General features: G+C 59.8%; 19 protein-coding genes. 9 read left to right on the top strand and 10 right to left on the bottom strand.

Translation table 11 applies throughout. From position 1 onward, the window contains the following. Window positions 1-177: 177 nt before the first annotated feature. On the bottom strand, window positions 178-1,194 hold the full coding sequence (locus DA915_RS19530) for a DUF1402 family protein (RefSeq protein ID WP_107676997.1): 1,017 nt from the start codon (window positions 1,192-1,194) through the stop codon (window positions 178-180). 231 nt (window positions 1,195-1,425) lie between these two features. On the opposite strand from DA915_RS19530, the gene DA915_RS19525 reads away from it, so the two are divergent. After that, window positions 1,426-2,091, top strand: coding sequence for a transglutaminase-like cysteine peptidase (locus DA915_RS19525; RefSeq protein WP_107676996.1), 666 nt, complete (start codon window positions 1,426-1,428; stop codon window positions 2,089-2,091). A 106-nt stretch (window positions 2,092-2,197) separates the two neighbouring features. Here the strand turns inward: DA915_RS19525 and DA915_RS19520 are convergent, their stop codons facing one another. From DA915_RS19520 to DA915_RS19495, 6 genes are all read right to left on the bottom strand, one after another. Further along, entirely contained in the window at window positions 2,198-3,283 is a 1,086-nt protein-coding gene (locus DA915_RS19520) for an ABC transporter ATP-binding protein (RefSeq protein ID WP_107676995.1), read from the bottom strand. Next, the gene (locus DA915_RS19515; protein WP_060724251.1) at window positions 3,280-4,107 is read right to left on the bottom strand and encodes a carbohydrate ABC transporter permease; all 828 of its coding nucleotides are present in this window, start codon (window positions 4,105-4,107) and stop codon (window positions 3,280-3,282) included. Before DA915_RS19515 ends, DA915_RS19520 begins: the two co-directional genes overlap by 4 nt. Continuing rightward, on the bottom strand, window positions 4,104-5,006 hold the full coding sequence (locus tag DA915_RS19510; RefSeq protein ID WP_003504594.1) for a carbohydrate ABC transporter permease: 903 nt from the start codon (window positions 5,004-5,006) through the stop codon (window positions 4,104-4,106). The genes DA915_RS19515 and DA915_RS19510 overlap by 4 nt, the downstream gene beginning before the upstream one ends. A 111-nt stretch (window positions 5,007-5,117) precedes the next feature. Beyond that, window positions 5,118-6,350, bottom strand: a complete 1,233-nt coding sequence (locus tag DA915_RS19505) for a sugar ABC transporter substrate-binding protein (protein ID WP_003504596.1) — start codon at window positions 6,348-6,350, stop codon at window positions 5,118-5,120. Window positions 6,351-6,412: 62 nt separating this feature from the next. Then, window positions 6,413-7,315 (bottom strand): sugar phosphate isomerase/epimerase, encoded by a 903-nt coding sequence (locus tag DA915_RS19500; protein ID WP_107676994.1) that lies wholly within the window; start codon window positions 7,313-7,315, stop codon window positions 6,413-6,415. Between the two features lie 12 nt (window positions 7,316-7,327). Then, a complete protein-coding gene (locus DA915_RS19495; protein WP_107676993.1) occupies window positions 7,328-8,362 on the bottom strand; it encodes a Gfo/Idh/MocA family protein in 1,035 nt (344 codons plus the stop codon). A 138-nt stretch (window positions 8,363-8,500) separates the two neighbouring features. On the opposite strand from DA915_RS19495, the gene DA915_RS19490 reads away from it, so the two are divergent. After that, the gene (locus DA915_RS19490; RefSeq protein ID WP_003504602.1) at window positions 8,501-9,535 is read left to right on the top strand and encodes a LacI family DNA-binding transcriptional regulator; all 1,035 of its coding nucleotides are present in this window, start codon (window positions 8,501-8,503) and stop codon (window positions 9,533-9,535) included. Window positions 9,536-9,555: 20 nt separating this feature from the next. Here the strand turns inward: DA915_RS19490 and DA915_RS19485 are convergent, their stop codons facing one another. Both DA915_RS19485 and DA915_RS19480 read right to left on the bottom strand, forming a co-directional pair. Continuing rightward, a complete protein-coding gene (locus tag DA915_RS19485; protein ID WP_107676992.1) occupies window positions 9,556-10,434 on the bottom strand; it encodes a hypothetical protein in 879 nt (292 codons plus the stop codon). 153 nt (window positions 10,435-10,587) lie between these two features. Continuing rightward, window positions 10,588-11,361: an SDR family oxidoreductase gene (locus DA915_RS19480; RefSeq protein ID WP_003504605.1), complete on the bottom strand. Its 774-nt coding sequence runs from the start codon at window positions 11,359-11,361 to the stop codon at window positions 10,588-10,590. Window positions 11,362-11,498: 137 nt separating this feature from the next. Between DA915_RS19480 and DA915_RS19475 the strand changes: the two genes are divergently transcribed. Further along, complete coding sequence (locus tag DA915_RS19475; protein ID WP_107676991.1) at window positions 11,499-12,398, top strand: LysR family transcriptional regulator; 900 nt, start codon at window positions 11,499-11,501, stop codon at window positions 12,396-12,398. A gap of 87 nt (window positions 12,399-12,485) precedes the next feature. Here DA915_RS19475 and DA915_RS19470 read toward each other — a convergent pair whose 3' ends face one another. Then, window positions 12,486-12,881, bottom strand: a complete 396-nt coding sequence (locus tag DA915_RS19470; RefSeq protein WP_003504609.1) for a cupin domain-containing protein — start codon at window positions 12,879-12,881, stop codon at window positions 12,486-12,488. Window positions 12,882-13,188: 307 nt separating this feature from the next. Between DA915_RS19470 and DA915_RS19465 the strand changes: the two genes are divergently transcribed. The 6 genes from DA915_RS19465 (at window position 13,189) to DA915_RS19440 (ending at window position 19,833) form a co-directional block, all read left to right on the top strand. Then, a complete protein-coding gene (locus tag DA915_RS19465; RefSeq protein WP_035212759.1) occupies window positions 13,189-14,211 on the top strand; it encodes a substrate-binding domain-containing protein in 1,023 nt (340 codons plus the stop codon). A gap of 103 nt (window positions 14,212-14,314) precedes the next feature. Then, the gene (locus tag DA915_RS19460) at window positions 14,315-15,808 is read left to right on the top strand and encodes a sugar ABC transporter ATP-binding protein (RefSeq protein WP_107676990.1); all 1,494 of its coding nucleotides are present in this window, start codon (window positions 14,315-14,317) and stop codon (window positions 15,806-15,808) included. Further along, window positions 15,805-16,749 carry an ABC transporter permease gene (locus tag DA915_RS19455; RefSeq protein WP_060724261.1) on the top strand — a complete coding sequence of 315 codons (945 nt, stop codon included), beginning with the start codon at window positions 15,805-15,807 and terminating at the stop codon, window positions 16,747-16,749. The genes DA915_RS19460 and DA915_RS19455 overlap by 4 nt, the downstream gene beginning before the upstream one ends. 1 nt (window position 16,750) lies before the next feature. Continuing rightward, entirely contained in the window at window positions 16,751-17,719 is a 969-nt protein-coding gene (locus DA915_RS19450; RefSeq protein WP_107676989.1) for an ABC transporter permease, read from the top strand. 3 nt (window positions 17,720-17,722) lie between these two features. Beyond that, on the top strand, window positions 17,723-18,745 hold the full coding sequence (locus DA915_RS19445) for a LacI family DNA-binding transcriptional regulator (RefSeq protein WP_107676988.1): 1,023 nt from the start codon (window positions 17,723-17,725) through the stop codon (window positions 18,743-18,745). Window positions 18,746-18,783: 38 nt separating this feature from the next. Beyond that, a complete protein-coding gene (locus DA915_RS19440; protein ID WP_107676987.1) occupies window positions 18,784-19,833 on the top strand; it encodes a sugar phosphate isomerase/epimerase in 1,050 nt (349 codons plus the stop codon). Window positions 19,834-19,837: the final 4 nt, after the last annotated feature.

Here is a 19,837-nt window from a genome sequence, read left to right as displayed (position 1 = left end):
TTCTTGTGCCGGTTGACCTAACAAATTTCCGGTCGCTGGAAAAGCGATTTTCGATTTCTTGATGCCATAACGATGCGTTTGAGCAATCTTTGCGCGTAAATAAGTGATTATTTCCCGAGAAATGCGCGCGATGTGCAATCTGGGCGATTGCCTGATTGTTTTGACGATAGAAAGCCGTTATTGCTTTTTTCCGCCGATATCAGAGGTCGTCCGCTGGTCAATGGCCTTGCCGTCGAGAATGCTTTTCAGGACGTCGAGGCGTTCGTTGATCAGCCATCCATAATAGTTTTCGACCGGCAGCAGTTTTTTTGCGCCCGCATCCACGGCAGTCCGCAGACGTTCGGCGCGACGCCTTGGCTGGCCGACATTGTAAAGCGTGGCAGTGATGCCGGGATTGCCGGAAATGTCGAAACCTTTTTCCCTGTAGGCATCGATGGAATCCCTGAGGATGGCAGCGATGTAGATGATGCTGCGGTCGGGATCCATGACGTCACGGTAGATATCTTTCGGCCTGTCCGCCGACAGTTTCGGCAGGCCGCTCGTTCTGTTGACGAGATCGGTCACCTGCAGGGCCGTCAACGGGCTGATCTGGCCAAGGCCGAAGGTCTGCCCGGCATAAAAGGGCTGGAAGAAAGCGCGCTGGAAGGAGATGGCTTCATAGCTCACGCCATCCACCACCTTGCCGCGGAAACTCTCTTCCCAGACGGTATCGCGGCAGCTCCATTGTTCCGACGTGGTGGCAAGCGTTTCGCAGGACCGGAATTCGGGCCGCTGGAGAAATGTCTTCAGGGAAACGCCGTCATAGCTGAACTTTATATCGAGTTCGGCGTAGGAAATGGCCTTGATGTAGTAGGTCTGCAGGCGATCCACGGCCGAGACGTTGAACGTATGTTCCCCGACGATGGCGCCGACGATATGGACAGGGTCTATGCCATAGGCCGCTGCGGCCTTCTTGATCTTGCCGAGAAGGGCGGGCTCGCTGTTTAAAAGATCGACCGTCTTGCGGAACTTTTCGTCGTATGTCGTGTACGAGGCCCTGGTGCGGATCGCCGAGGCTCTGGGTATTTCCGGCTGCTCGGCGGAGCGGTTTCCGGGAGGAACGACGGTCACCTGCTGCGCCAGCGCGTAGGAAGGAAGGGAGGCCAGCGTCAGGATGACGGCGGCTGCGCGGGTGGTCTTCGCAAACAGGCTCATGCAGCGTTCTCTGTAATGTGGATTGTTATCGCGGCGACGGCTCCTTCATAGGCAGGCCGGCCATAGCTGACAAGTTCGCATCGCTCACATTACCGTTGGGCGTCGTTTGATGCGCGTTCTGATCGACGTCCCGCATGATCGAAACCGAAATCCCCGGTTCGTTAAAAATCGAGCTTTTTGTTTCATGTGAACGCAAATCGCCGCCGATAGGTCTGTCGTCAGGAGACGACCATGACCCTTTCCATCAAATTGCTGCAAGCCTGTTTCATTCTGATTGCGACCTGCCTGGCTACGCCGGTTCAGGCGTCTCCTTTCATGCAGACTGGCAAGATCACGTCGCAGCCTGTCGGCCACTATGATTTCTGCCAGCGGCATTCGGTTGAATGTCAGCCGGTGACGGCCATGCCGTCTCTCACCCTCACTCCCGATGCCTGGGCAACGATTGTTTCGGTGAACAATGCCGTTAACGTCGAGATCGACCAGCGCACCGACATGGAGGTTTGGGGTTATGAAGATTATTGGGAATATCCCTACAAGGGTGCGGGCGACTGTGAAGACCTTGCGCTGGAGAAGCGCAGGCGCCTGATGCAGTCCGGTTTTGCGGTTTCAAATCTCCTGATAACAGTGGTGCGAGACGAACGGGGAGAGGGCCACGCCATCCTGACAGTCAGAACCGATCGGGGAGATTTCATTCTCGACAATATGAAGGCGAAAGTTTTGCGCTGGGACGAAACGGCCTATACCTATCTGAAACGCCAATCCACCGATCATGCCGGTCGCTGGGTGGATATAGAAGGGCCCGCTGCGCCGGCAATCGCCTCCCGCGAGGCTGGTCGGGCTACCGCCACCTCCGCGACAGCGCGCCGTAGCTTGTTCGATATCTTCAAATCGCGCTGAAACCACTCACGGCAAGAGCAGGACCGGGTAAGAACAGGTTTGGTGCCCCGGCAAGGACAGCGGGCCGTCATGCGGCCCGCGAGCATAGCCCTTCTACGGATATGGATTATTGTCTCGCAAGGCCAATGCCCGTTGCCTCGTCGAAGAGGTGCATATCGGCCGGGTTGATATCGAGGCCAATGGCTTCGCCAGCCTTGACTGCGCTGCGTCCCTGTACCGCGATAACCAGTTCGGTGGAGCCGCCAAGCGTGAGGAAGGTGGCCGAACCGGTTGTTTCCACGGCGGAAACAGGCAGCGTCAATGCCGCCCCCTCTGCCGCCACCGGGCGGATATGTTCAGGCCTGATGCCGACAATGACATGTTTTCCCGGCGGCAGGGCGGCCGGCGCCCTGATCGGCTGCTGTGGATCACCTTCGCCGAACTGCAGCAGAAGCGAAGCGCCGTCCGGACTGACGGTCGCCGGAATGAAATTCATGGCCGGTGAGCCGATGAAACCCGCAACGAAACGATTGACCGGGCGGTCGTAAAGTTCCAGCGGCGTGCCCTGCTGTTCGATGACGCCGTCACGCATGACGACGACATGATCGGCCATGGTCATCGCCTCGATCTGGTCGTGGGTGACGTAGACTGAAGTTGCATGCAGGCGGTCGTGAAGGGCGCGGATTTCCTTGCGCATATGGACGCGCAGGGCCGCATCGAGGTTGGAGAGCGGTTCATCGAACAGGAAGGCCTGCGGATTGCGGATGATCGCCCGGCTCATGGCCACACGCTGGCGCTGGCCGCCGGAGAGTTCGCGGGGATAACGCTTCATCAGCTTGGAGAGTCCGGTCGTGGCCGCAACCTCTTCCGCCGCCTTGCGGGCCTCGGCCTTGGCCACGCCACGCATGCGTAGCGAATAGGTCAGGTTTTCTTCGACAGTCATATGCGGGTAGAGCGCATAGGACTGGAACACCATGGCCACATCGCGCTTGCGTGGCGGTACGCCGTTCATGAGGGTGCCGGCAATGCGCATGTCGCCGGCCGATATGGTCTCCAGGCCCGCGAGTGAGCGCAGAAGGGTAGACTTGCCGCAGCCGGATGGGCCGACAAGTGCCACGAAGGTGCCCTTCTTGATGGAAAGGTTGATGTTCTTCAGCGCATGGAAGGCGCCGTAATATTTGTTGACGCCTGATAGTTCGATCTGAAGGGTCATTTGAGCGCTCCCGAGGTCAGGCCGGATACGATGCGGCGCTGCAAGAGAATGAAGAGGGCGAGAATGGGCGTCACATACATGGTCGCATAGGCCATGATGTTGTTCCATTCGCTGGTGTTGGGGCCCATGAAGGAGTTGAGGCCGACGCTGGCGGGCTGCAATTCGGCCGCCTGGATTATCGATTTCGAATAGACGAATTCCCCGAAGGCCTGCATGAAGATGAGGATGGCGCTGACGAGAATACCGTTTCTGGCCAGCGGCAGCACGATGTTGAAGAAGGCCCCGACCCGGGAATTGCCATCCACCAGCGCCGCCTCTTCCAGCTCCTGCGGCACGGCCATGAAAGTGGCGCGTACCAGTACGACGAAGAAGGGCATGCTTTTCGCCGCAATGGCGAGGATGACCGATAGCCGCGGATAATCCAGCAATCCGAATTGCGAGAAACCGACGAAGATTGGCGTGATCATCAGCGATGCCGGCAGAACCTGCAGCATGAGGATGAGGAACAGGCCGATATCCACCCAGACATTGCGATACCGCGCCAGAACATAGGCGCAGCCGACGCCGAGAACGGTGATTAGCAGCACTGCGCTGGAAGCGATCAGCACCGAATTCCACAGGTAGCGACCCATGTTGCGGCTGTTCCAGACATAGGCATAGGTCTGCCATTGCGGATCGCTGGGCCAGAAGGACGGCGGATTGGCGAACATCTCCGAGCCGCTTTTGAGCGAAGTCAGATACATCCAGTAGAGCGGGAAGAGGTAAATGATGGCGAGAATGATGGCGATTGCCAGCATCAGGCGATTGCGGTTGGTGATGCTCATCCGCGCACCTCATGCCGTGTCGAGCGCACGTAGACGATGGAGGCCAGCATGACGAAAACGATCATGATGACTGATATCGTTGCGCCCTTGCCGAAATCATATTGCCGGAAGGACAGGTCCCAGGCCCAGTATTGCGCCACGTTGGAGCTGTTGTTCGGTCCGCCATCGGTAATCGCGGCGAAAAGATCGAACTGCTGCAGCGTGAAGATCAGGCCGAGCGAGACGATCGCGCCGATGGTCGAACGCATCATCGGCAGGGTGATGGTGTAGAAGCGCTGCCAGGCATTGGCTCCATCCAGTTCCGCGGCTTCGTAGAGGTCGCCGGGAATGGAGGCGAGGCCGACTGACAGCAGGATCATGTTGAAGGAGGTGCCGAGCCAGATATTGGCGATGACGACGGCCCAGAGCGAAAAATTCGCATCCGAGCGCCAGAAGATATTGCCCGATATCAGGCCGCTTTCCCGCAGGAAGAAATTCAAGACGCCGAAATCGCCCGAGAGAATCCAGTTCCAGATCGCGCCGACGACGAGGCCGGGCATGACCCAGGAGACGAGGAACAGGCCGCGCAGCCAGGTGGCGCCGGGGAAATTTACCCAGAAGAACAGCGCCAGGCCAAAGCCGATCGCGAACTGCCCGGCAATCGAGGCCACGACAAAGGTGACGGTGTTGAAAAGGATCGGCAATGTTTCCGGTTGCCGGAACAGGTCGATATAATTCTTGAAGCCGACGAAGGGGCGCACGAAGGTGCCCAGACTGAACATGTCGACTTCCTGAAAGCTCATGACAATATTGTAGATGAGCGGCAGCCCGGCCATGACGAACAGGAAGCCCAAAGGAAAGGCGACAAGGACGATGTCGAAACCGCGACCGTCACTGACGCTGGAAAACAGTTTTTTCATGAAACATCCTCACAAGCTCCAGTCGGGGCCGCCGCCGCTTGTCGCGACAGGCAGCCCCACCGGGAGGAACCCTTGGGTGGAGGCCGGAGAAACCCCGGCCGCCTGCCCGGATCAGCCTTCGACCAGCTTTATCTTTTCAGCGGCCTGATCAAGCGCAGCCTTCGGCGTCATCTGACCCGAAAGTGCACCCTGGATGGCGTCCTGGATGGCCTTGGAAATCTTCGGCCATTCGGGTGAGGGACCACGCGGCTGGGCGTATTTCAACTGCTCGACGAAGGTCTTCAGCGCCTCATCCTTCAGCGCATTGCCGGTGGGCGGAACCGGAATATCCGAACGCGCCGGCAATTGGCCGAAGTTCTTGAACATGTCCTTGTCCTTCGAGGCGAAGAATTCGATTGCCTTGAAGGCCTCTTCCGGGTGCTTCGTCTTGGAGAAGATCGCCCAGTTATAGTCGCCCATGGCCGAAGACCGTGGGGCGTCGGGTGTGGGCACCGGCAGCAGGGCCACGCCCCAGTCGAACTTGGCGTCCTTCAGCATGCGGTCGATTTCCCATGGGCCGGAAATGACCATGGCGGCATTGCCGGCGTTGAAGGTGGCGGTGGAGTCCCATTGGCTGCGCGTCAGCGTATCCGGCGACGCCAGCTTTTCATCCAGCATCAGCTTCCAGGTTTCGAGCGCTTTTACCGCACCCTCGGTGTTGATGTGCTTGTAGGTCGCGCCTGCCATCTGCGCCCAGGGCAGGAACTGGAAGGTGCCTTCCTCATTCGCCTTGGCGCTGAAACTGATGCCATAGACGTTCTTCGAGGGATTGGTCAGCTTGCGGGCTGCATCCACCAGCTCATCCCAGGTCTGCGGCGGTTTTGCCGCATCGAGCCCGGCGGCCTTGAACAGGTCCTTGTTGTAATAAAGCGCAATCGTATTCGTGGCCTTCGGCACACCGAAATATTTGCCGTCCCACATTACCGATTTCAGCGGCCCCGGAAAATAATTCTCCGTCTTGATGACATCAGACTTGGCGATCATGTCGGTCACATCAAGAAAGGCCCCGCGTGCGGCGAACATGGCGTGGTTGGGGTTGTCGATGGCGATGATGTCGGGCGCATTGCCGGTCGAATAGGCGCGCATGGATTCGCTCACCACATCATCGAACTGCAATTGCCGGTATTCGATCTTGATGCCGTTATTGAGCGCGTTGAACTCTTTGATGAGGTTCGGCGCGGGCTGGATATCTCGATCCAGCGACCAGAGGGTCAACGTCACATCTTCTGCCTGCGCGGCAATGGTGCCGGCGGATACGCCCGCCAGCAAAATTGCGCCGGCCATCATGCATTTCGCGATACCCATAATCTCCTCCTCTTGGTTATCGTCTCTGCAATTCTCGGAAACCTTCTCCCAAAAGGGTTCCGTTATGTCGGGTCGACGACGAAATCGCCGCCGCGGCATTTTTTCAGATAGTTCAGGCCATGCACCTGGCCCGTCATTTCCAGCGCATCGCGGTAGACCGGGTCATGCCAGCCTTCGATGTCGATGGAGCCGGACCAGCCAGCGAGGCGCAGTTCGGAAATAATGTCCGTCCAGTTGCTGTCGCCGAAGCCCGGCGTGCGCATGAAGACGAATTTTTCCTTGCCGAAAATGCCGTGCTCGCGAATGACGTCCCAGCGGATGGTCGCGTCCTTGCCGTGCACATGGAAAATCTTGTCCGCCCATTTTCGGATCTGGGGCAGCGGGTCGATCAGGTAGACCATCTGATGGCAGGGTTCCCATTCGATGCCGATATGGTCGTCCGGGGTCTCGTTGAACATCAGTTCCCAGGCATCAGGGTTGTGCGCGATGTTCCAGTCGCCGGTCTGCCAGTTGCCGTCCATGGCGCAGTTTTCAAAGGCGATCTTCACGCCCTTGTCGGCGGCGCGTTTTGCAAGCTCGCTCCAGATTTCATTATATCGGGGAAGGCTTTCCGGCAGCGGTTTGCCGCGAAGCCTGCCGGTGAAACCCGCAACGCAGGTCGCGCCGAAATGGTGGGCATTGTCGATGCAGTCTTTCCAGCCCTGCAATGTCTCAAGGTCGATCTCGGTTTCTTCCAGCGGATTGCCGAACATGCCGAGCGTGCTGATGGTGATGTCGCGCTCGCCGATCGCGTCAAGGCAGCGCTTGCCGAGCTCGGCAAGGTCCTGACCGTTGGTGGTCTGCCAGAAGAACGGCTCGAAGCTTTCAAAGCCGAGATCGGCGATCTGGCCGATACGTTCGGCCGCCTGGCCCTTGGTGGCGCTGACCATGGTGCCGATGCGGATGGATGTTGCCGGATTGCTCACGTCTTTCAGTCCTTATGCTGCAATTGAAACACGCTGGCCGAGGCGGGCGCTTTCAATCGCGCCGATCACCATGGCAAGGCTGTTGATGTTGTCGAAGGAGGCTGTCTCCGGCATCTGGCCGGTGCGGATGGATTCGAGGAACGAGAGAATGACGCTGGCATGGCCGCGCGTGTCCTTCTCGGAAACGGTTTCGGAAACGTTTACGGTCTTAAAGCCGCGCAGAAGCCCCTGTTCGTCGCCGGCCACGGAGGCGGCGAAATTGTCTTCCCCGTCCCAAAGGATCATGCCCTTGGAGCCGATCAGCCGCCAGCGCGCTTCCCAGCTGGTCCGCTCGCCTTCGGCGCACCACGAACCGCGATAAGTGAAGACGACATCGTTGGAGAACTCGAAAATGGCGTTGGCGCTTGCCCCATGGGCATACCAGGAACCGGCCGGGTTCTTCTCCACGCAAAAGACGGAGAGGGGTTTTTCGTTGGCGACGAAACGGGCCGCATCGAAGGTGTGGATCGCCATGTCGAGAAGCAGGACGTTCTTCATTTCCTCGCGGAAGCCGCCAAAATGCGGCCCAAGGAAGAAATCGCAATGGATGGCCGTCAGATCGCCGATAACGCCGTCCTCCAGCGCGCGGCGCAGCCGCCGGATACCGGCCACAAACCGCCGGTTTTGCACCACAGCATGAATTTTGCCTGATTTCTTCGCCAGTTCCACCAGCGTTGCGGCTTCCTCCATCGAGGCGGCAAGCGGCTTTTCGCTGAGCACATGGCACCCGGCTTCAAGACCGGCCTCAACCACGGCGAAACGCGCCTGCGGGATGACGATATCAAAAAGGATGTCGGCTTTCGTTTCAGCGAGAACCCTGCGGAGATCCGTGCCGATGACCGCGTCGGTGAGGGCGAATTCTTCGGCCAGCGCGCGGGCCGTGTTCTCGTTCAGATCCACCAGACCGGCGATTTTGATTGCACCGGCGATTTCCGGCGTTGATTGAATGGCGCGCAACCAGCCTTTGGCCATGGCTCCGCACCCGCATAAAACGGCATTAAAAGTCATCTCATCTCCCCGGGCTCTTGGCAAACTCCTCTTTGCGCAGAGCGTCGTAAACGTTTACGAGACTATGCCAATGATGTTAGATATGTCAAGACCGTTAAGGGGCGCGTCGATTGCGCGTCGGGCCTGGGAGGGGAGTGCATGAAAGGAATTCGTCAGCTTGCCGATTATCTCGAGATATCGATAGGCACTGTTTCCCGTGCCCTGAACGGCAAGCCGGATGTGAACGAAGAGACGCGGCGGCGGGTTCTCGAAGCGGCGGAAAAGCTGGGTTATGTCGCCAACCAGTCCGGCCGCAGCCTGCGGCAGGGAACAACTAATGTCATCGGCCTGATGACCGGCAGCGACGCGCAGACTGTTGAAAACTCCGACAACTTCTTTCTGGGTGTGACGGATGGTCTGCAAAGCGTGTTTTCCGGACATAATCTCGATCTCATCGTTCTGCCTTGTCCGGGGGAAGAGGATCCGGATGAATATTTGAAGCGCATGGTGGCGCGCCGGATGGTGGATGCGATGATCATTTCCGCGACCCGGCGGACTGACAAGCGTGTGGATTTCCTGAAGCAGACCCGCTTGCCTTTCGTGTCGCTCGGACGCACCGCTTCCAGCGACAGTCACGCCTGGATCGACCTCGATTTCGAGGGAGTTGCGAGAAACGCCGTGAACCGCCTTGCCGCTGCCGGGCACCGCTCGATCGCGGTTGCCGTGCCCGACAGCGACATCAATCTCGGTTACGTTTTTCTGGAGGCATACAGGCGCGCGCTGGAAGACAATGGCATCGCCTACGATTCTTCTCTGGTCATCCGGGCGAAATCAAGCGAGCAGGGCGGTTATCACGCCGCCAGCGAATGGCTGCAGATGCGGCCCCGGCCAACGGCGATCGTGCTGATTTACGAATTGATGGCGGTTGGTCTTTATCGCCGGCTTGCAGAAGCTGGCCTGAAACCGGGGCGCGATCTCGCCGTCATCGGCTTCCGCGACGGTCCGCGCGGTCAGTTTCTGGAACCCCGCCTCACCAGTTTCCGCATGTCCCTGCATGATCTCGGTGTGACGGTCGCCCAGACGCTACTATCGACCATGCCGGCCTACGCGCCCTTTTACCCCGATCAGGCTCGCCATTGCGTATGGCCCATGCTTCTGGTGGCCGGCGAGAGCGATCCTGCCCCCGCCGCATAAGGCCGCTGCGCGGGGGGGCGTTAAAGCTTGTAGCCGTCAATGCTGACGACGCCGAAAGGATTGAACTTATATTCGTCTTCCTCATACCGGTCGTCGTCGGCGAGGGTGGCGTGACGGCCCTTCACGGCCGCTTCAACGCCTTCACGCGACATTTGCTCGGCAACATCATCCATCAACGCGGCGATCTTTAACTGTTCGGCGTTCGTCGATGGCTGATCTTCGTCTTTTTTGATGAAGCGGACCTGCACATCGGGCAAGCCGATCAGGTGAAACCCGACGCTCGTCATTCCTTCGGCATCGTCTCCTATGGGGCGGCGTGCGAAAGCCAGGCGGCAGGTTCTGGCAAGCGCCATCCCGTCATCGGCGGCCGCCTCGCCACGCGACCGCTCGAAGAGCTGCTTCCAGCGTCTTGCCCCATGGGCGACGCCCGCACTTTCACCCTTCACGGCGACAGCGCCGTGATCGAGCATGTGCTGTACGAATCTGAGGGCATTTGCGGATGTCTTCACGGCTGTTTCGGCATCCATGGGCGGGCTGAGCACGTAAAGCACCGAGCCATGCCCGGCGACGGCTTCCTCATCCTCCGGCTGGTAGGCGTCGGGGTCGACGCGATCCCAGCAGACATTGAACGAGCGCTCCATTCGGTCGTCCGGCTCATCCTGTGAATAATCATCATCCAGGCTGAAATCCGGCGCAAAATCATTGATGGCGGCGCTGGCGCTCTTCTGGAGCGCCTCCAGCCCATTTTCCACGCCGAGAAAGCAGAGGATATGCCTTGGCTTGTAACTGGAGCGGGATGCGGCAAAGGCTGCCGGCTTGCTCGATGCTGCGCTGAGAGACGGCCTTGCCAGCACAAGGCCGCCCAGAAATGCGAGAACTCCACGACGCCCTGAATTCATCCGATGCCCCCGGTTTCCATCAACAGGATGACGGGGTTTTACACCGGTGCGTGTATTTCAGGCCAGATGGCGTTTGGTGTTTTTTTGGCGTCGTGGTTCCAGGACCCGTCTCATGCCGGGCGGTATCAAGCCACCGGCGTGATCCGGCGGCGACTATTTTGTGGTGTAACCGCCATTGACGAGAATGGTCTGGCCCGTCATCCACCAGCCGTCGGTGACAAGGAAGCGGATATAGGGAACGACGTCCTCGATGTCGGTGAGACCGGTTTTCGAGAAGCTGGAAAGAGCGGCGGCGCTCTTGTGATAGGCCTGTGCCTCCGGCGTTTCCTGGCCGTAGAAGAACGGCGTGTCCATCGGTCCGGGACCGATTGCCGTCACCGAGATGCCCCGTTCACCAAACTCCTTGGCCGCAGCGCGGGTAAAATGTTCCACCGGCGCCTTGGTGCCGGCATAGCTGGCGTAAAACGGTGTGAAAGCGCCCAGGAGCGAGGTCACGAGCGTGCAGATCTTGCCGTTGTCGCTGACATGACGACCCGCCTGCTGCAGGAAGAAGAAGGCCGATTTGGCGTTGACGGCAGTCATTTCGTCATATTCGGCTTCCGATGTGTCGAGGATCGGTTTTTTCAACACCTTGCCAACGGTATTGATGGCGATATCCGGGCGGCCGATGGCGGCGACGGTATCGGCAAACAGCTTTTCAACCGCACCTGCGGTGGTGAGATCGGCCTGAAGGGCGACGGCCTCAGCGCCGGCCGCCTTCACGGCGGCCACGGTTGCGTCGGCATCGGCCCTGGTTGCGGCGCTGTTGTAATGGATGGCGATGGCGCGGACGCCCTGGCCGGCAAAATCGCGGGCAATCAAGCCACCGAGATTTTTTGCGCCGCCAGCGATGATGACGGTTTTGCCCTTGAGAGTATGGTCTGTCATGGGTCGGCCTCCTTTTGCCGTGCTCGGTCACGCTGGTGACCGCTTTCTTTGCAGCAGGATATCGTCTAGCATTTTGTGATAAAGGCGCTCATTCTGATATGACATGTCAGAAAATCCGCACAATAGGGTGTTTTCGGTTGGACCGTATCGACCTGTTCCGCATCTTCACGCGTGTTGTCGATTGCGCAAGCTTCACGCGGGCCGCCGATACGCTCGGCATTCCACGCTCATCGGTTTCGGCAGCCGTACAGGAACTGGAAGGACGTGTTGGTGCACGTCTGCTCAACCGTACCACGCGCAAGGTCTCGCCGACGGAGGATGGTTCGGCTTTTTACGAGCGCTGCCAGCGGCTGATCGCCGATGTCGAAGATGCGGAAAATCTCTTCCGGCAAACTGCGGCGCAGCCTTCCGGCCGGTTGCGGATAGACGTGCCGGGCCGGATCGGTCGACTGGTGATCGCGCCGGCGCTACCGGAATTTCTCGATCTTTATCCGCAGATCGACATCAGTCTAGGCGTTACCGACCGCGCCGTCGATCTGGTGGAGGATAATATCGATTGTGTGCTGCGGGTTGGCCCGCTCAGCGATTCCGGCCTGATCGCACGGCCGATCGGCAAGCTGCCGTTGATCAATGTCGCAAGCCCCGCTTATCTCGCGCGTTATGGAACGCCGAAAATGCCTCATGAGCTCTCCCGCCATTGGGCGGTCAACTATGCGTCGCCCTCCAGCGGGCGGGTGGAAAACTGGGAGTGGGTGGAAGGCGAGGCGCTGCATTCGCTTTCCATGCGCGGCCGCGTCACCGTCAACAATGCCGAGGCCTATATCGCCTGCTGCCTTGCCGGTCTCGGCTTGATCCAGATACCTGCCTATGATGTGAGGCCGCATCTGGAGAACGGTGAACTCATCGAGGTGATGCCGGCCCATCGGGCCGAACCGATGCCGATGACGCTGCTTTATCCGCATCGCCAGCATCTGTCGCGGCGGTTGCAGGTCTTTGCGGAATGGCTGGAGGCCTTGCTCCGGCGACAGCTTCTCTAACGTCGCGGGGCTCCAGACGCGTCGGATTTTGCTGACGCTCCCGCACGCTGCTACGGGCCATTCATCCGCCAGATCGGCGGAATAGCGTCAGGCGCCATACTGCTCATCCGTCACATGCTCCATCCAGTCTACCACCTTGCCGTCCTTGACCTCCTGAAGCGCGATATGGGTCATCGCCACATCAGGTGCGGCGCCGTGCCAGTGCCGTTCACCCGGTGCAAACCAGACGATATCACCGGGGCGAATCTCCTCCACCGGCTCACCCTCACGCTGCGCGCGGCCAAGGCCGGATACCACGATCAGGGTCTGGCCGAGAGGATGGGTGTGCCAGGCGGTGCGGGCGCCGGGTTCGAAAGTCACCTGAGCACCCTGCACCCGTTCGGCATCGAAGGGGTTGAAGAGCGGATCGATACGGACCGAACCGGTGAACCAGGCATCCGGACCTTTGCCGGACGCTCGTGTTCCCGCGCGCAATATTTCCATGGTTGTTCTCCTGACTGGTCTCGAGCGGCGATTTGATGTGGGAATTCCCCGCTTGTCCACAGCCGAGTGAAAATCTGCCCGACCGGAAACGCTTATATGCCTCTCGAAAACCCGATGACACGACCGTTCTCGCGTGGTTATCCCGCTCTTCCATATGGGTTTTCGAACGCTGCCAGCCGTCATTTTCCTTCTTTCCGCACGCCGCAACAAAAATCATTCTCGGGATTGACTCAATTATGAAACCGGTTACATTTGCCGATGTAAACGGTTTCATCAGTTGAAAACCGTGCTTGGAGGAGCAAATTTCATGTTTAGACATTTGATGGCTGCCGCCGCTTTGGTGCTGGCGGCCGGCACGTCCGCGCACGCCCAGGAGCAGAGCTTCAAGATCGGTCTTTCCAATTCCTTCGTCGGCAGCGAATGGCGCACGCAGATGATCGAAGAGGCTCAGGCTGCCGCAAAAGCGTGGGGCGAAAAGGGCGTCAAGGTCGAAGTCGTCGTTCAGAGCGGCAATGTCGATGTGCAGGGGCAGATCGGTCATATCCGTAACTTCATGAACCAAGGCGTTGATGCGATCCTCATCAATCCCGGCAGCCCGACGGCCTTCGACCCGATCTTCGCGCAGGCCAAGGCGCGCAACATTCTCGTCATCGCCACCGATGCGGAAGTGTCTTCCAAGGATGCGATCTATGTCGGCATCGACCAGAAGGCATGGGCGGCCCAGTCCGCACAATGGCTTGCGGATGCGCTGAAGGGCAAGGGAAGCGTCGTCGCCATCAACGGCATCGCCGGCAACCCCGCCAACGAAGCCCGCGTCGCCGGTTACCGGGAAGTGTTCAAGAAATACCCTGACATCAAGGTGCTGAACGAAGCCAATGCGAGCTGGGATCAGGCGCAGGGCCAGCAGGCCATGCAGAACCTGCTTGCAACCTATCCCGATATTAGCGGCGTCTGGGTTCAGGACGGCATGGCGGATGGTGCATGGCGCGCCATCGAAGCCGCCGGCAAGACCAAGGACATTGCCGCAACCGGTGAAATCCGCAAGGACTTCATGACCCGTTGGGAAAAGGAAAAGTTCAATTCCGGCGCTTCGGTCAATCCTCCCGGCGTCATGGCCAGCGCGCTCAACGTTGCTGTCCTGAAGCTGCAGGGCAAGGAATTCAAGGACGGCATTTTTGGCGGCACCTATGGCAACGCCATCTACATTCCGATCCCCTTCGTCAGCAACGACAACCTTGCCGACAACATCAAGACTGCAGAAGGCAAACCCGGCTACTGGTCCGTTACGGCAACCGTGACGCCGGAACAGGCGGGCGAGTTCTTCAAGTAATATCCGTCTCGGGCCGGCGGCGAACGCCGGCCCGAACCAGAAATTCGAGCGCGGACCGGGCCTTGGCCATCCGCCTGCGACAGACACAATTCGGGGACATGCGATGGCGAACGCTTTGGAAGCGGCCGGCATAACGAAGAATTTTGGCGCCGTGCGTGCGCTTTCGGACGGCAGGCTGACCGTGGGCCGCGGTGAAATTCACGCGCTCCTGGGCGCCAATGGCTGCGGCAAGAGCACGCTCTGCAAGATCGTTGCAGGCGCGGTCGCGCCGACCAGCGGCACCATCAGGTTCAACGGTGAGGACGTGCGCTTCAAAAGCCCGCGGGACGCCGAAAATGCCGGTGTCGCGCTATTTTATCAGGAACTCAGCCTCATTCCGCAGCTTTCCGTCGCTGACAATATTTTCCTCGGGCGTGAGCCGAAACGCGGCGTCTTTGTCGACAGCAAGGCGCTGAAGGCCGAAGCGGGCAGACTGATCGCGCTGTTTGACGGCGTGGCTGGCGAAGGGCTGGAGCCGGATGCGATCGTCGGCACGCTGCCTCCGGATCAGCGCCAGCTTGTCGAAATCCTCAAGGTATTCGCCCAGAATGCCAGCCTGATGATCATGGACGAGGCGACGGCGGCGCTCGATGGCCGCCAGTCGCAGCGCTTTTTCGGGATACTTCGGGCCAAGAAGGCCGACGGCGTCTCCACTATCATGATTTCCCACCGTCTCGATGAGGTCTTTGCCGTCTGCGACCGCATCACCGTGATGCGCAATGGCGCGACGATTTCCGAACTGGATACGGCCACCACCAGCCGCGAGGCCGTCGTGCACGATATGGTCGGCGATGTCCGCGCAGCACCGGCTCGCCAGCAGGGGCGTGCCGCCGCAGTCCCCAGCCTCAAGGTAACGGATGTTGCGGGCGAGGGCGTGCGTGGCGTCAGTCTTGAAGCCTATCCGGGCGAAATCGTCGGTCTGGCCGGTCTGCAGGGGCAGGGACAATCGGCCTTGCTGAAGGGCTTGTTTGGCGCCAGCCCGTTTGCAACGGGGCAAATCCGGTTCGAGGGCAGTGACATCACCATCGGTAAGCCTTCTCAGGCCGTTCATAGTGGTTTTGCCTATGTCTCGGGTGACCGCGGGCGTGACGCGTCGCTTCAGGGCCGGTCGATCTTCGAAAATCTCGTTGCGGCCCTCATGGTGCGCGAAAAGATGCGGCTGATCCGGCCCGCGACGCTGAAGCCGCGCGTGCAGAAGGTCGCGGATGACATGAAAACGAAATTTGCCGGCCTGGATATGCCGATCGGCACGCTTTCCGGCGGCAACCAGCAGAAGATCTTCATTTCCCGCTGGCTTGCCACCGCACCAAAACTGCTGCTGCTCGATGATCCGACCAAGGGCATCGATCTCGGTGCGAAGGCCGATCTCTTCGCGCTGATGCGGCAGCAGGCCGATGCCGGCGCGACCATTCTTCTCTATTCCTCGGAAGATGCGGAAATCCTCGAATATGCCGACCGCATTCTCGTCTTCAATGGCGGGCGCATCTCCGCGGAACTGACCGGAGCCGACATGACATCCGTAAACATGACCCGCGCCGCTTATGGAGACGCCGCATGAGCTCTTCCGGTTTTCTGCGCAGGCAACCCTGGATCATCACCCTCGTGGTTCTGGCCGTTCTCGTTGCCGTCAACACGTTTCTGCAGCCGTCTTTCGTGCAGCCATCCGTGCTGCAATCGAACCTGACGACGTTTCTGCCGCTGATTCTGGTGGCCATCGGCCAGACCTATGTCATTCTGGCGGGAGATATCGATCTGTCGGTCGGCAGCATCGTGGCGCTCGCCAATGTCGTTACCGTCAGTGTCATCGCGGCGCTGGGTGGTACGACGGGCGCCGTCTTTGCCGGCATGGCGGCGGGTGCGGCTGTCGGGCTGCTCTGTGGACTGGTCAATGGCCTCTTCATCTCCGGCCTGCGTTTCCAGCCGATTGTCACGACTTTTGCGACAGGCATCATCTTCGCCGGGACGGCGATCTGGGTGCTGCCGCAGGCGGGTCTTCCGGTGCCGGAAGCCTTTTGGCAGACCTATTCCGGCAGCTTCATCGGCGTGCCCTTCGTGCTGTGGGTGCTCGTGGCCGGCATCGCCTTCACGCTGATCGTGTCGCGTATTCCGTTTCACACGCATCTCCTGGCGGTCGGCGGCAATCGCACCGGAGCCTTCCAGACGGGCCTGCGCCTCTCCGGCATCCGCATTGGCGCCTACATGATCTCCGGTCTGTTCTCGGCGCTGGCAGCGCTCTGCCTCACCGGCGAGACGGCCTCGGGCGATCCGCTTCTCGGCGCAAGTCTGGCGCTCTCCTCCATCTCGGCGGTGGTCTTGGGCGGCACTGCGCTTTCCGGCGGCTTCGGCAGTTCGACCGGGTCGATTGCGGGCGCACTCGTGCTGGGCATGATCGGGAATGTGATTTTCTTTGCGGGCTTGCCCTTTGAGTACCAGACACTGGTGCAGGGTTTGATCGTGCTGACGGCTCTTGCCGGCGGTGTTCTGGTGACGAGGCGTTGATATGACCAATCCCGGCTTGCAACTCAAAACCCTTCTCACCGATCCTCTGACCATTGCCATTGGCGCGTCCGCCTTCCTTTTGCTGGTCGGGGAATTGCTCTCGCCCGGTTTTGCACAGGGCTCGCAGATCGTGCGGTTGCTGACCATCGCCGCCATTCTCGGCATCGTCGCGGCGGGGCAGAACCTGGTCATCCTCGGCGGACGCGAAGGCATCGATCTTTCCGTTGGTGCGATGATCTCGCTCGGCGCGGTCCTTGCCGGCAACATGATGAACGGCCAGAATGCCGGCATTCCGCTTGCCATTCTCGTTGCGGGCGGCATTCCCTTCCTGATCGGCCTCATCAATGGTCTCGGCATCACCTTCGTGCGTATTCCGCCGCTGGTGATGACGCTCGGCATGACGGCGGTCATTCAGGGCGGTCTGGTGGTTTATTCGCAGGGCGTTCCATCAGGTGCGGCGGCACCGCTGCTGGCGGGCTTCATCAACCGTCCGTTCATCTTCGGCATTCCCGGCGTGCTCTTCGTCTGGCTGGGCATCGCCGCTATCATGCTGTTCGTGCTGCGCCGCACGGCCTTCGGTTTCGCCATCTATGCCATCGGCTCGAATGAGAGAGCGGCGACGCTCACCGGATTGCCCGTCTCCCTGATCCGCACGCTGCTTTACGGCCTGTCCGGCCTGTTTGCCGGGCTGACCGGGGTCTGCGTCATCGGTTACACCGGCACGTCCTTCATCTCCGTTGGCGACCAATATGTGCTTCCGTCGATCATCGCTGTCGTCATCGGAGGCACCTCGCTTGCGGGCGGTGCGGGCGGATATGTCGGAACCATGGCCGGGGCAGTTGCGCTCACCATTCTGCAAAGCGTACTGATAACGCTCAACCTCGATGTATGGGCACGGCAGATCATATTCGGTGTCACGTTGCTAGCGCTGATGCTGCTTTATGGCCGCCAAAAGCAGTTGCGTGTGTGACAGATGAGCAAAGACCAAGGTTCGAATATCAGGGAAGTTGCAGCTCTCGCGGGCGTTTCGATCGCGACCGTATCGCGGGCGCTGCAGCAACCCGACAAGGTTCGCCCGGAAACCCGAAAGAAGGTTTTCGACGCCGTCCGGCAGGCGAACTTCGTTCCCAATGCGCAGGCGGCGAGCTTCCGGCGTCAATCCAACAACACCGTCATCCTTCTCGTTCGCGATATCGGTAACCCGTTTTATCTCGAAATCTACAAGGGTGTGGAGGAAGCGGCCGGCGAAGCGGGTTTCAAGGTGCTGATGGGTGACGCCCGCAACGACGAGCACCGCGTGGCGACCCATATCGACATGGTGCGCCAGAAACATGCCGACGGCCTGATCCTGATGACTGGCCAGTTCCCGTCCGAGCTTCTCGATCAGGGCGATGCGCTGCCGCCCATCGTCATCGCGTCGGAAACGGTGCCCGGCCTCGCGCTGCCGACCGTCAAGGTCGATAACCGCGCCGCCTCCATCAACGCCATGCGCCACCTTATCGAGGCCGGACACAAAAAGATCGTGCATCTGGCCGGTCCCGTGCCGGAAAGTCTGGCGCAGGAGCGTTTCGACGGTTACCGCGATGCACTTGCCGAGGCCGGTATCGCTTATGCCGACGAACTTGTTGTGACGGGCGATTACAGCATCGAGGCCGGCCGTCAGGCGATTGCAGGTCTTCTTGAAAATGGCATTGCCTTCACCGCGATCTTCGCATCGAGCGACCAGATGGCGATCGGTGCGATCAGCGAGTTGCGGGGCAGGGGCCTGTCGGTTCCGTCCGATGTCTCGGTCATCGGCTTCGACGACATCATCTTCGCCAATGCCTTCGAACCGCCGCTGACGACGGTGCGCCAGCCCCGGCAGGAGATGGGCCGCAAGGCCATGGCGCTGATGGTGGACCGGCTGAACGGCAAACGCACGGCCGAAACCATCGTGCTGGATACGGAACTGGTGGTGCGCGGCTCGGTCGCGCCCTGCCGCCCGCCGCACCGATAGCGGCCAATCGGAATTGTGAATGCAAGGAGTGTAAGGACATGAAGACGATCAAAGGCCCGGCGATTTTCCTCGCGCAATTTGTCGGGGACGAAGCCCCCTTCGACACGCTCGACAATCTCGGCCAATGGGCGGCTTCCCTCGGTTACAAGGGCATTCAGGTGCCGACCGATCCCAAGCTCTTCGATCTCGAGAAAGCCGCCGCCTCCAAGACCTATTGCGACGATATCAAGGGCCGTCTGGCCGAGATAGGCGTCGAGATCACCGAGCTTTCGACCCATATTCAGGGCCAGCTCGTGGCCGTTCACCCGGCCTATGATGAAATGTTCGACGGTTTTGCACCGGCCGAACTGCGCGGCAAACCGCAGGCGCGGCAGGAATGGGCGGTCAACCAGCTGAAGTGTGCGGCGAAGGCGTCGCGGCATCTTGGCCTCAAAAGCCATGCGACTTTCTCCGGTGCGCTCGCATGGCCGTTCGTTTATCCGTGGCCGCAGCGTCCGGCTGGTCTTGTCGAAATGGCCTTTGCCGAACTCGGCAAGCGCTGGACACCCATTCTCGATGCTTTCGAGGAGAATGGTGTCGATCTCTGCTATGAACTGCATCCGGGTGAGGATCTGCATGACGGCGTCACCTTCGAGCGTTTTCTTGACGCCACCGGCAACCATGCACGCGCCAACATCCTCTACGATCCCTCGCATTTCGTGCTGCAGGCGATGGATTATCTCGATTTCATCGACATCTATCACGAGCGTATCCGCGCCTTTCACGTCAAGGATGCCGAGTTCAATCCGACGGGCCGCTCGGGCGTTTATGGCGGTTATCAGAGCTGGGTCGACCGGCCGGGGCGTTTCCGTTCGCTGGGCGACGGGCACGTGGATTTCGGCGCAGTCTTTTCCAAGCTCACCCAATATGACTTCGACGGCTGGGCGGTGCTGGAATGGGAATGCGCGCTGAAGCACCCGGAAGATGGCGCGCGTGAGGGCGTAGCCTTCATTGAAAACCACATCATCCGCGTGACCGAGCGGGCTTTCGACGATTTCGCCAAAAGCGGCGTCGATGATGCCGCCAATCGCCGCCTTCTCGGACTTTGAAAGG

This window comes from Agrobacterium sp. LAD9 (assembly GCF_003031125.1).
GTDB classification, from domain to species: Bacteria; Pseudomonadota; Alphaproteobacteria; order Rhizobiales; family Rhizobiaceae; genus Agrobacterium; species Agrobacterium radiobacter.
The sequence above is the reverse complement of the archived record's forward strand: the minus strand, read 5'-3'. Positions and strand labels throughout refer to the sequence as shown.

Excerpts from the sequence above, each read along its gene's own strand:
- DA915_RS19460 (WP_107676990.1), top strand. The coding sequence starts at position 14,315 with ATGGCGAACGCTTTGGAAGCGGCCGGCATAACGAAGAATTTTGGCGCC.
- DA915_RS19490 (WP_003504602.1), top strand. The coding sequence starts at position 8,501 with ATGAAAGGAATTCGTCAGCTTGCCGATTATCTCGAGATATCGATAGGC.
- DA915_RS19445 (WP_107676988.1), top strand. The coding sequence starts at position 17,723 with ATGAGCAAAGACCAAGGTTCGAATATCAGGGAAGTTGCAGCTCTCGCG.
- DA915_RS19450 (WP_107676989.1), top strand. The coding sequence starts at position 16,751 with ATGACCAATCCCGGCTTGCAACTCAAAACCCTTCTCACCGATCCTCTG.
- DA915_RS19465 (WP_035212759.1), top strand. The coding sequence starts at position 13,189 with ATGTTTAGACATTTGATGGCTGCCGCCGCTTTGGTGCTGGCGGCCGGC.
- DA915_RS19530 (WP_107676997.1), bottom strand. The coding sequence starts at position 1,194 with ATGAGCCTGTTTGCGAAGACCACCCGCGCAGCCGCCGTCATCCTGACG.
- DA915_RS19510 (WP_003504594.1), bottom strand. The coding sequence starts at position 5,006 with ATGAAAAAACTGTTTTCCAGCGTCAGTGACGGTCGCGGTTTCGACATC.
- DA915_RS19485 (WP_107676992.1), bottom strand. The coding sequence starts at position 10,434 with ATGAATTCAGGGCGTCGTGGAGTTCTCGCATTTCTGGGCGGCCTTGTG.
- DA915_RS19505 (WP_003504596.1), bottom strand. The coding sequence starts at position 6,350 with ATGGGTATCGCGAAATGCATGATGGCCGGCGCAATTTTGCTGGCGGGC.
- DA915_RS19525 (WP_107676996.1), top strand. The coding sequence starts at position 1,426 with ATGACCCTTTCCATCAAATTGCTGCAAGCCTGTTTCATTCTGATTGCG.
- DA915_RS19455 (WP_060724261.1), top strand. The coding sequence starts at position 15,805 with ATGAGCTCTTCCGGTTTTCTGCGCAGGCAACCCTGGATCATCACCCTC.
- DA915_RS19515 (WP_060724251.1), bottom strand. The coding sequence starts at position 4,107 with ATGAGCATCACCAACCGCAATCGCCTGATGCTGGCAATCGCCATCATT.
- DA915_RS19495 (WP_107676993.1), bottom strand. The coding sequence starts at position 8,362 with ATGACTTTTAATGCCGTTTTATGCGGGTGCGGAGCCATGGCCAAAGGC.
- DA915_RS19440 (WP_107676987.1), top strand. The coding sequence starts at position 18,784 with ATGAAGACGATCAAAGGCCCGGCGATTTTCCTCGCGCAATTTGTCGGG.
- DA915_RS19470 (WP_003504609.1), bottom strand. The coding sequence starts at position 12,881 with ATGGAAATATTGCGCGCGGGAACACGAGCGTCCGGCAAAGGTCCGGAT.
- DA915_RS19480 (WP_003504605.1), bottom strand. The coding sequence starts at position 11,361 with ATGACAGACCATACTCTCAAGGGCAAAACCGTCATCATCGCTGGCGGC.
- DA915_RS19520 (WP_107676995.1), bottom strand. The coding sequence starts at position 3,283 with ATGACCCTTCAGATCGAACTATCAGGCGTCAACAAATATTACGGCGCC.